10 protein-coding genes and 1 tRNA gene are annotated in these 10,240 nt (G+C 70.2%); 8 read left to right on the top strand and 3 right to left on the bottom strand.

The window, feature by feature from the left end; genetic code table 11:
• Positions 1 to 523 (top strand): O-methyltransferase (locus AC1DZ6_RS10675; RefSeq protein WP_477097159.1); only part of this gene is annotated, 523 nt, incomplete at its 5' end.
• Positions 524 to 571: 48 nt separating this feature from the next.
• Here the strand turns inward: AC1DZ6_RS10675 and AC1DZ6_RS10670 are convergent.
• Positions 572 to 2,281, bottom strand: coding sequence for an alkaline phosphatase D family protein (locus AC1DZ6_RS10670; RefSeq protein WP_477097158.1), 1,710 nt, complete (start codon positions 2,279 to 2,281; stop codon positions 572 to 574).
• A gap of 81 nt (positions 2,282 to 2,362) precedes the next feature.
• On the opposite strand from AC1DZ6_RS10670, the gene AC1DZ6_RS10665 reads away from it, so the two are divergent.
• Complete coding sequence (locus AC1DZ6_RS10665; protein WP_477097157.1) at positions 2,363 to 2,671, top strand: ferritin family protein; 309 nt, start codon at positions 2,363 to 2,365, stop codon at positions 2,669 to 2,671.
• A gap of 200 nt (positions 2,672 to 2,871) precedes the next feature.
• Here AC1DZ6_RS10665 and AC1DZ6_RS10660 read toward each other — a convergent pair whose 3' ends face one another.
• On the bottom strand, positions 2,872 to 5,370 hold the full coding sequence (locus tag AC1DZ6_RS10660; RefSeq protein ID WP_477097156.1) for a TonB-dependent receptor: 2,499 nt from the start codon (positions 5,368 to 5,370) through the stop codon (positions 2,872 to 2,874).
• A gap of 96 nt (positions 5,371 to 5,466) precedes the next feature.
• Here AC1DZ6_RS10660 and AC1DZ6_RS10655 point away from each other — a divergent pair, with 96 nt between their 5' ends.
• From AC1DZ6_RS10655 to AC1DZ6_RS10630, 6 genes are all read left to right on the top strand, one after another.
• Entirely contained in the window at positions 5,467 to 6,534 is a 1,068-nt protein-coding gene (locus AC1DZ6_RS10655; RefSeq protein ID WP_477097155.1) for an RluA family pseudouridine synthase, read from the top strand.
• Between the two features lie 94 nt (positions 6,535 to 6,628).
• The gene (locus tag AC1DZ6_RS10650) at positions 6,629 to 7,345 is read left to right on the top strand and encodes a hypothetical protein (protein WP_477097154.1); all 717 of its coding nucleotides are present in this window, start codon (positions 6,629 to 6,631) and stop codon (positions 7,343 to 7,345) included.
• Between the two features lie 110 nt (positions 7,346 to 7,455).
• Positions 7,456 to 8,298 (top strand): MBL fold metallo-hydrolase, encoded by an 843-nt coding sequence (locus AC1DZ6_RS10645; protein WP_477097153.1) that lies wholly within the window; start codon positions 7,456 to 7,458, stop codon positions 8,296 to 8,298.
• Positions 8,299 to 8,383: 85 nt separating this feature from the next.
• On the top strand, positions 8,384 to 8,806 hold the full coding sequence (locus AC1DZ6_RS10640) for a PaaI family thioesterase (RefSeq protein WP_477097152.1): 423 nt from the start codon (positions 8,384 to 8,386) through the stop codon (positions 8,804 to 8,806).
• 149 nt (positions 8,807 to 8,955) lie between these two features.
• Positions 8,956 to 9,045 (top strand) — tRNA-Ser (locus tag AC1DZ6_RS10635).
• A gap of 253 nt (positions 9,046 to 9,298) precedes the next feature.
• Positions 9,299 to 9,970 (top strand): Crp/Fnr family transcriptional regulator, encoded by a 672-nt coding sequence (locus AC1DZ6_RS10630; protein WP_477097151.1) that lies wholly within the window; start codon positions 9,299 to 9,301, stop codon positions 9,968 to 9,970.
• Positions 9,971 to 9,976: 6 nt separating this feature from the next.
• On the opposite strand, the gene AC1DZ6_RS10625 is transcribed toward AC1DZ6_RS10630, so the two are convergent.
• Positions 9,977 to 10,240 (bottom strand): hypothetical protein (locus AC1DZ6_RS10625; protein WP_477097150.1); only part of this gene is annotated, 264 nt, incomplete at its 5' end.

Below are 10,240 nucleotides of genomic sequence, written 5' to 3'. Positions count from 1 at the left end.
CTATCTGGACCTCTACGGCCGCCTGAAGGACCTGCCCCTGGCGGTGTCGCGCGAAACGGGCGTGCTGCTCTACATGCTGGCCCGTAGCGGCAAGGCGCGGACCATCGTCGAGTTCGGGACCTCGTTCGGGATCTCGACCCTCTATCTGGCCGCGGCCCTGCGCGACAACGGCGGCGGCGTGCTGATCACCAGCGAGTTCGAGCCGTCGAAGGTGGAGCGGGCCCGGGCCAACCTGACGGCCGGCGGCCTGATCGACCTGGTCGAGATCCGCCAGGGCGACGCCCTGGAGACGCTGAGCGCGGACCTTCCCGAAGCGATCGACCTGCTGCTTCTGGACGGCGCCAAGGCGCTGTACCCCGAGATCCTGAGCCTGGTGGAAAGCCGTCTGCGGCCGGGCGCCCTGATCGTCGCGGACAACGCCGACCACAGCCCCGACTACCTGGCCCGCGTGCGCTCGCCGGCGAGCGGCTACCTGTCCACGCCGTTCGCCGAGGACGTCGAACTGTCGATGCGGATCGGCTGAACCGGGCCTTGAAGCCTGGCGCGCGGCGGCTGCCGCCGCGCGCCGACCTCAGGCCTCGGCCAGCGCCTTGACCCCGCCGCCGTCGCCCGGCGTCACCACGAACCGCTTCACCACCCGCGTCTGGTACTTGGTGTCCAGGATCGTCGAGACAGCGATCAGTTCGCCCGTCGCCCGGCCGTGCTCGAGGGTCAGCAGCAGGAAGCCCTTGGCGCCCTGGTCGGTGAACTTGACCTCCTTGTTACGGGCGACGAAGGCCTGGTCCAGCGGCGCGCCGGGCAGGTAGTCGGCATAGCCGGGCGAGGTCACCGAGGTGACGCCGAACTCGGCCGCCACCCGGGTCGTGCCAGCGTCGTCCCACAGTTCGTTGACCCAGAAGGCGTGGCTGTCGCCGGCCAGCACGATCGGCCGCGCCTTGCCGGCCTTGAAGATGTCGTACACCCGGGCCCGGTCGGCCGGATAGCCGTCCCAGGCGTCCAGATTGCCCGGCGCGCCGACCTGCGAAAGAGCCCGGCTTTCCTCGACCGGTTTGGCGACATAGGCGGGCAGCTTGGCCAGCAGGGCCGCATAGGCCGCGTCGCCCATGGTCGCCTTCAGGTCGGGCGGGACCACCCGGGCCATGACCACCTGGTTGCCCAGCACCTGCCAGGCCGTGCCGGCCTTGGTCGAGGCGCCGACCTCGCGGGCCAGCCACTGCTCCTGGCCCTGGCCCATCATGCGCCGATCGGGGTCAGCCAGCTTGACGGCGAAGGCGGCGAAGTCGGGTTTGCCGTCCTTGACCGGCACGTCGCGGCCGTAGTCCAGCTGATGGCTGCGGGCCGTCAGCCGGGTCTCGGTCATCAGCAGGGTGGCGACGTCGCCGAACTGGAAGCGCCGCCAGGACGCCTCGGGCAGGGTCCCGGCCGCCGGCTCGCGGATCGGCATCCACTCGTAATAGGCCTTGATCCCCGCCGCCTTGCGCTTGGCCCAGTCGCCCTCGGTCTTGGGCTGGTGGTTCTCGGCCCCGCCGATCCAGCTGTTGTCGGCGGTCTCGTGGTCGTCCCAGACCACGATCCACGGGGCGCGGGCGTGGGCGGCCTGCAGGGCGGGGTCGGTCTTGTAGAGGGCGTGACGGCGGCGATAGTCCTCGAGGCTGAGGATCTCGCGCGGCGGGTCGGGCACACGGGTCTTGGCGGTGGGCGAGGCCATGCCGTAGTCGTCGGGCGCGGCGCCGTACTCGTAGATGTAGTCGCCCAGGTGCAGCACGGCGTCGACGCGCGGCAGCCTGGCGATGGCGTCATAGGCGTTGAAATAGCCGTTCGGATAGAGGGCGCACGAGACCACCGCCAGCACGACGTCGCGGGTCGAACCCTTCGGCAGGGTGCGCGTGCGGCCGCCGACGGGCTTGCCGAACGGCTTGCCGTTCCGGACGTACTGGAAGCGGTAGAAATAGTCCGTCGCCGGCTGCAGCCCGGTGACGTCGACCTTGACCGTGTGGTCGCGGCCGGCCATCGCCGTCGCCTGCCCCTGGCGGACGATGGTCTTGAAGGCGGCGTCGGTCGCCACGTCCCATCGCACGGGGATCGGGGCGGTCGTCGCCTCGGCCGTGATCCGGGTCCACAGCACCACCCGGTCCTCGAGCGGATCGCCCGAGGCGACGCCGTGCAGGAACGCTGCCCGGCCGGCGAACGGGGCCCTCGGCCCGGCCGCCATCGCCTCGCCCGCGGCGCTCGCGCCGCCCAGGCCGAAGAGGGCGAGCGCCCTGCGTCTGTCGATGGTCATGCTCATCTCCCCGAAGGATTCACGGCGCCGCTTGGTCTTCTCGTGCGTTAGCGATCAGACACAACAGTAGGATGACGATGCATGTCCAGCGAAGGCCTCCACGTCCCGCGTGAAAAACTGCGCGGCAAGACGCTGAACCAGCACTACGCCATCACCTCGCTGATCGAGGAGCTGGAGGCGGTGGACTGGTACCGTCAGCGCGCGGACGACTGCGACGACGAGGAATTGCGCAAGATTCTGCTGCACAACGCCCGCGAAGAGCTGGAGCACGCAGCGATGGTGCTGGAATGGCTGCGCCGCAGCGATCCGGAGACCGACATGCAGCTGAAGGAATATCTGTTCAAGGACGGCTCTATCACCGGCCACGAGCAAGAGGCGGCGGGGAAGTAGCGTCCCCAATCGCGGGCAGGCGTCGCCCATGGGCTTGCTACAAGAAAGTTGTCATCCCGGACAAGCGAAGCGCAGATCCGGGACCGCCGGAAGCTCTGAGTTCACGCGTCGGTCCCGGATCTTCGCGCTGCGCGCTCGTCCGGGATGACAACTTTTTGGCCATGCGCCCCTCCCCCGTTTCACGGGAGAGGGGAATACCCCTACCGCCGCAGCGAGAAGGTCACGCCGTAGTAGCGCGGATTGCCGGCGATGAAGGTCGGGATGCCGAAGCCGTCGCCGGTGTTGCCGGCGTCCTTGACGTATTTCTCGTCGGTGGCGTTGGTCACAAAGGCGCCGAGCGTCCAGTGGGCGAACGACGGCTGGTATTGCAGGCGCAGGTCCAGCAGGCCGTAGCTCTTCTGCAGTTCGTCCTGGACCAGGTCGGGGACCAGGTTTTTCGCCTGCAGGGCCGGGATGTCGTTGTCGTCGTCGAAGAAGGTCTTGGACTGCCAGGCGTAGATCGGCGTCAGGCTGAAGCGGCCGCCCAGGGCGTCGGCGTGCAGCGTGGCGCCGATCGAGAACTTGTTGTCCGGCGACAGGCGGAAGCGGTTGCCGTCGCGGATGCCCGCCTTGAAGCGCCCGTGGTTGTAGCCATAGGTCGCGAACACCTCGGCGAAGCTGGCCGCCTGCCAGGTGGCCTGGCCCTCGAAGCCGTAGCTCTCGGCCTTGCCCGCGTTGGTGGTGATGATCTGGGCGCCGTCCTGCACCGAGGTCTGGAAGTTGTCGTAGGCGTAGAAATAGACCGCGCCCTCGACATAGAGCCGGCCGTCCAGCAGGCGGCTCTTGGCGCCGGCCTCGTAGCTGTCGACCGTCTCGGCCGAGACCGGCGTGAACTTGCCCGGCGACATCGGCGCGCTGGGCGCGGCCGAGGACAGCACCTTGGGGCGGCGACCGCGGGCGTAGGAGGCGTAGAGGCTGGCCTCGGGGGCCACCTCGTAGCGGCCGACCAGGCGCCAGGTCAGGCCGTCGTCGGTGAAGTCCTGGGTCGAGATCTGGCCGTTGCCGGTGGTCGGCTGGGCGAACAGGCCRAACATCGGGATCGGATAGCCGGCCGAGGTCGGGATATTGGCCGCGCCCGGCACCGCCAGGGCGCCGAGAATGGCCTGGCGCGTCGCCGCCGGCTGGCTGAGCGCGCCGATCGTTCCGCCCAGGATCGAGCGCTGGCTGACCTGCGAGGCGACGCCGCTGGACTTGTCGTCATTGGTGTAGCGCAGGCCGGCCGACAGCTCGAAGCGGTCGGTCAGGTGGAAGGTGGCGTCGCCGTAGACGTCCCACGATTTCGTCGTGCCGTAGTTGGTGAACTGCTCGGTGTGGACGCCCAGATTGTTGGCGATGCCCAGGGCGGTCGCCCCGGTGGCCGCGCCGCCGGTCAGGCCGGTCACGAGGGCGGCCAGATAGGCCGGATTGGTCAGCACCGCGGTCGGCTGCGGGTTGGGCTTGCTCAGCTGGCCGGTCAGCAGGGCCAGGGCGTAGCGTTCGTCGAACTGCAGCGGGACGCGGGTCTGGGCGTCCTCGTCGAAATAGCTGACGCCGCCGAACCAGCTGAGCTTGCCGCCGTTGTCGTAGTTCAGGCGCAGTTCCTGGCTGTACTGCGTGCCGCGCGCGTCCTCGGCGAACACGAACATCGGCAGCGAGAAGCCGTCCGGATCGAACACCTCGTTGCTGGCGAAGTGGCGGGCGGCGGTGATCGACGACAGGCTCCAGGCGTCGTTGAAGCGGTAGTCGACCAGGGCCGTGGCCCCCTGCACGAAGCGCTTGAGGCCCAGGGCCGCGCCGCCCTCGAAGCCGTAGCCGCTGGACAGGCCCGCCGGGCTGTTGGGATCGCGGTCGCCCAGGGCCTGGCCCGTGGTGATGTTGGTCGGGTTGAAGGTGTTGGACTTGAACGCCGTGCCGGTGGGGTGGTCAGCCTCGTAGTTGAGGATCAGGTCGGCGTCGAACTTGTCGGTCGGGGTCCAGCGGAACGACAGACGCGCCGCGCCGGTGTCGGTCGAACCCAGGTTCCTGCCGCCCAGAACGTTCTCGATCGCGCCGTCGCGCTCCTTGTAGCGGCCGGCGAAACGAACCGCGAAGGTGTCGCTGAGCGGCACGTTGGCCATGCCCTCGAACAGGCCGTAGCCGTGGTCGCCCAGCTCGGCGCCCACGCGCCAGTCCAGGGCGCGCACGTCGGCCTTGTTCTGGATGATGTTGACCGCCCCGATCATCGCGCCGCGCCCGAACAGGGTGGACTGCGGACCCTTGGCCACCTCGATGCGCTGGACGTCGAACAGCTCGACATAGGAGCCGCGCGACTTGGAGATCGACACGCCGTCCTGGAACACCGAGACCCGCGGCTCGACCGTGGCCTCGCCGCTGTCGGAGGTGATGCCGCGCATCACGAAGCCGGGGTTGTTGGGCGACTGGTTCTGGACCTGGAAGCCGGGGACGAAGGCCGACAGCTTGTCGAACTCCTGCACGCCCAGCTTTTCGAGCATGGCGCCCGAATAGGCGGTCAGGGCGATGGGCACGTCGAGGGCCTTCTGCTCGCGCTTCTGGGCGGTGACCAGCAGCGCCTCGACCTGGTCCGGAGCCGAAGCGTCCGGCTCGGCGGCATGGGCGACGCCGGCGGTCAGCGCGAGTGCGCTGACGGCGGTCATGAGCAAGGTGGTGCGGAACGCGCGCATCGACTATCCCCTTCGGACGCAAGGCTTGAACCTGAGCCGTTAGGCGCGGGCGATGTCCCCGATACGACATCCCCATGACGGAGCCGTGAAGACGCCTTGATCCAGCCGACCGACCCGACCGCGCCGCTCGTCGATGACGAGATCGAGGATCTGGACGCCCAAGATACGGGCGCCGGGGACGACGTCGTGCGGATCGAGCTGGGCGCGAACCTGGCCGGCCAACGCCTGGACAAGGCCCTGGCGACCGCCGCGCCCGATTTCTCGCGAGCCCGGCTGCAGGCCCTGATCGCCGCCGGTCAGGTGTCGCTGGTCGTCGACGGCAAGGCGCCGCGCCCGATGACCGACGGCAAGGCCAAGGGCCCGGCCGGCCTCTACGAGGTGCGGGTGCCGCCGCCGCTCGCCGCCGAGCCCGAGCCGGAGAACATCCCGCTCAGCGTGCTCTACGAGGACGCCTATCTGATCGTCATCGACAAGCCGGCCGGCATGGCCGCCCACCCGGCCCCGGGCTGCGAGACCGGCACCCTGGTCAACGCCCTGCTGTTCCACTGTGGGGCCAGCCTGTCGGGGATCGGCGGCGTGGCGCGGCCCGGCATCGTCCATCGCCTGGACAAGGAAACCTCGGGCGTGATGGTGGCGGCCAAGACCGACGCCGCCCACCAAGGCCTATCGGCCCTGTTCGCGACCCACGACATCGACCGCATGTACCTGGCCCTGACCCGCGGCGCGCCGAGCCCGGCCGTCGGGACGATCGTCACCCAGCTGGGCCGCTCGCCCGGCGACCGCAAGAAGATGGCGGTGCTGAAGTCCGGCGGCCGCGAGGCGACCACCCACTATCGCGTCGAGAAGACCTTCGGCTCGTCGGGAAAGGCCCAGAGCGCGCCCCTGGCCGCCCGCGTCGCCTGCCGGCTGGAGACCGGCCGCACCCACCAGATCCGCGTCCACATGGCCAGCAAGGGCAGTCCCTGCCTGGGCGATCCGGTCTACGGCGCCGGCGCGCCGGCCGCGCCGGTCAAGGCGGCGATCACCGAGATCGGCTTCTCCCGCCAGGCCCTCCACGCCGCCGTCCTGGGCTTTGTCCACCCGATCACCGGCCAGACCCTGCGGTTCGAAACCCCCCTGCCCCCGGACATGGCGGCGCTGGAAGCCGCGCTTGAAGCGCTGTAGCCGAACCCCCAGCTTCGCCTTGCGTGCCTGATACATTCAGGCCCTAATTCGGTTACAGACCGGGCCCACTGTGGCGGGGTCGGAGGTTTCGTCCATGTTCGCGTCCCGCATCGCTCTCGTCGCCGCTCTGCTGGTCCTGCCGCTGGCCCTCCCCAGCGCCGCGCTGGCCCGTTCGACCGACGACGAAGTCGTGACCACCGCCGCCTCCCGCGCCACCCGGCCGCCGACCGAGGCCGAGCTGGAGAAGGCCAAGGCCGACGCCCAGGCCCGCGAAGCGGCCGAACGCGCCAAGCCGGCCGTCGTCGATCCGCTCTCCGCCTGGATGGCCGACGCACCGCCGATCCAGGGCGGCCCCATCGCCTACGCCTCGCGCCCCGAGCTCGACGTGAACGGCTACCCCCTGGACAAGGACGGCAAGCGCCAGGTCCACGGCGAGATGGGCGTCAGCGTCGGCACCGGCGGCTATCGCAGCGGCTATGTCTCGAGCCTGATCCCGATCGGCGAGACCGGGACCCTGGGCGTCGCCGTCAGCAAGACCGATTTCGGCAAGCACGGCGGCGGCTACGGTTACGGCGGCTATGGCGGCGGCTACGGTGGTTATGGCGACGGCTACGGCTGGGGCCCGCGCGGCGGAACGTCTCAGTCCCTGGCCCTGTCGCTGGACATGCGCGGCGGCGGCGGGCGGAGCAAGTCCGACACGCCCGAGGGCTGCGCGCCCGGCTTCCGGGACGGCGACCGCTATGTCGAGCCCGTCTGGGTCACCGAAATGCGCGGCGACAAGAGCTGCACGGCCGCCACGGCCCGCCCGTAGGTCTCATAGCTGAGACGAATCGCCCCAGGGGCGAGCACGCTGGTCTTGTTCGCCGATACTTAAGAGCTTGCGGTCAAGGTGCCCGCCTCAGGGCGTCATCGGACCGATCTATGCAGCCGGAAATCACCGCGTTCCACCATCCCGCCACCGGGCGGGTGACCTATCTGATCGCCGATCCGGCCACCTTGCTCTGCGCGTTCGTCGATCCCGTTCTCGACTACGATCCGCTGACCCAGGCCGTCGACACCCGCTTCATCGACGCGATCATCGCCGAGGTCCGCGCCAAGGACCTGGGCCCGACCTGGATCCTCGAGACCGGCCTGCACACCGACCACCTGTCGGCGGCCGGCCACCTGAAATACGAGACCGGCGCCTCGATCTGCATCGGCGCCTCGGTGCTGGACAGCCTCAAGCGCCTGGTCCGCGTGCTGGGCGACGACGGCGTCGATCTCGAAGGCTGGGACTTCGACAAGCTGGCCCAGGACAGCGAGGTTCTGCCGATGGGCGGGCTCGAGATCACCGCCATCGCCCTGCCCGGCCGCCTGCCCGGCGCCACCGCCTACCAGATCGGCGACGTCGTCTTCGCCGGCTCGGCCCTCCTGCCGCCCGACCAGGGCCTGGACGACAGCGCCGCCCCCGGCGCCGACCCCGCCGGCCTGCACGCCGCCGCCCGCCGGCTGCTGGACCTGCCGCCGCAGACCCGCATCCTGGTCGGCCGAACCGGCGAGGTGATCGACGCCTGGAGCGCCACGGTCGCCGAGCAGAAGGCCGGCAACATCGACGCCGGCGACGCCGTCTCGGCGCAGGCCTTCGTCGCCCGCCGCGCCGTCGCCGCAAGCGCGCCCGGCCCGCTGGCCGCCCCCGCCCTGCAGGTCGGGATACGCGCCTTCCGCCTGCCGCCGGCCGGCGAGGACGGCAAGCGCTTCCAGCCCGTCGATATCAGTTCTATTTAAAAACGCACTTGCCTTGCGCCCGCTCGCGCGCCTAGATGCTTCGCACGCGAAGAACTAGACGCGTGACGAAACGGGAGCCCTAGCCATGGCCGAAGACAAGAGCGCCGAACTGACCGCCGCCCAGGCCGACAACCTGCCGGGTCTGCTGGGCCTGGAATGGACGCAGGCCGTCCACGGCCGCGTCCTGGGGCGCATGACGGTCGCCAAGCATCACATGGCCCCCAACGGCTTCCTGCACGCCGCCAGCGTCATCGCCCTGGCCGACAGCGCCTGCGGCTACGGCTGCGTGGTCTCGCTGCCCGAGGGCGGCAGCGGCTTCACCACCATCGAGCTGAAGTCCAACTTCCTGGGCACCGTGCGCGAGGGCGGCGGCGTGGCCTGCGAGGCGACCCTGGTCCACGGCGGCCGCAACACCCAGGTCTGGGACGCCGTCGTCACCGCCGAAGCCACCGGCAAGACCATAGCGCTTTTCCGCTGCACCCAGATGGTTCTCTATCCCAGGGTCTAGGTTCACAGGGCTCGAGCGGGGCGCTCGCGCGGGAAACCGCGCCCCGCGACACAAAAGCTTGTCACAAGCCCTTGCGCTCTTCCGGCGGCGCCGCTAGGTATCCCGCCCTCACTCAAGGCACGCCTCCGGGCGGCCTCTGAAGACCCCCTGGAGAGGTGGCAGAGTGGTCGAATGTACCGCACTCGAAATGCGGCGTGCCTGGAAGGGCACCGTGGGTTCGAATCCCACCCTCTCCGCCACCACCCCCCCAAATAGCTAGAAACCGCAGCTTGGGCGGCGCCCTTGCTGGAGCGCGCCTCCGGCTTGCCGTGGTGCGCGAAACGCTTGCGTCGCATGGCCTGTCGTAGAACAACGGTATTTAGACGGCCGACAGGGGACCAGGACGATGGGACGACGTCAGCTGACACTGACCACGGGTCCGCGCGCCGGCCTGCCGGCCCTGCCTCGCCTGCTGGTCCATGGCCCTGAGCAACATCCCGGAGCGTCGCGCCGGTGATCGAAGAGCGGTCGGCCCTGGCGCCGTTCTTCCAGGAAATCTTCGCCTGCTCGCCCCAGGTCGCCGCCGCCGTGGCGGGACGGGCCCGGTCCCGCGCCTACGCGCCCCAAGCCCTGGTTCTGCGCCAGGGCCACGAGGGCGGCGAGACCTTCGTGCTGGTGCTCGGCCGGGCCCACGCCCTGGTCTATGGCCGCGACGGCCAAGTGGTGTTGGTGCGCGATTTCGAGCGCGGCGACATCTTCGGCGCCATCTGCGCCATCCCGCCGACGCCGGAACCGGCCGACATCGTCGCCGTCGAGGCCAGCCACGCGGCGGCCTTCGACAGTCTCGACTTCCTGGGCCTGATCGAGGCCCACGCCAGCGTCGGCCTGGCCGTGTCTCGCCTGCTGCTCAAGCAACTGCGCAAGGCCACCGACAAGCTGCTCGACCGCGCCATCCTGTCGGCCCAGGGCCGGGTCCATGCCGAGCTGCTGCGGTTGGCGCGGCTGGGCGACGGCCGCACCCTGCGCCCGCCGCCAGTGCTGTCGGCGCTGGCGATGCGAGTCCAGACCACCCGCGAGACCGCCTCGCGCGCCGTCGCCGCCCTCGAGCGGCGCGGCATCGTGCGGCGCGACGGCGAGGCGCTGGTCATCGTCGCCCCTCGCCGGCTGGAAGAGCTGGTGGTTTAGGCCGGGTCAAACCCTGAGCGCGTGGACCACGATCTCGTCGTCGAGCGCCTCGCCGGCCAGGCTGTGGACGTAGTCGGTATGAAGGCCGGCCGCGTCGCCGGCCCGCAAGCCGGCGGCGAACACTTCGCTGACCTGGACGCCCCCGGCCGGAACCAGAGCCAGGATCCGACGCGGCAGATCGACCGCCGGTCCCAGCAGCAGACCCGGACCGCCAAACGGATCGGGGGCCGTGCGCGCCAGGTCGTAGTGGCCCGCCACCCGGGCCCGGGG

It is taken from the genome of Caulobacter sp. P1_B12_2 (assembly GCF_056406675.1).
Note: the sequence above shows the minus strand (reverse complement) of the source record. Positions and strands in the feature narration are given on the sequence as shown.

What these genes read in the sequence shown, in the direction of transcription:
- AC1DZ6_RS10670 (WP_477097158.1), bottom strand. Translation starts at nt 2,281, where the DNA reads ATGACCATCGACAGACGCAGGGCGCTCGCCCTCTTCGGCCTGGGCGGC.
- AC1DZ6_RS10665 (WP_477097157.1), top strand. Translation starts at nt 2,363, where the DNA reads ATGTCCAGCGAAGGCCTCCACGTCCCGCGTGAAAAACTGCGCGGCAAG.
- AC1DZ6_RS10650 (WP_477097154.1), top strand. Translation starts at nt 6,629, where the DNA reads ATGTTCGCGTCCCGCATCGCTCTCGTCGCCGCTCTGCTGGTCCTGCCG.
- AC1DZ6_RS10645 (WP_477097153.1), top strand. Translation starts at nt 7,456, where the DNA reads ATGCAGCCGGAAATCACCGCGTTCCACCATCCCGCCACCGGGCGGGTG.
- AC1DZ6_RS10640 (WP_477097152.1), top strand. Translation starts at nt 8,384, where the DNA reads ATGGCCGAAGACAAGAGCGCCGAACTGACCGCCGCCCAGGCCGACAAC.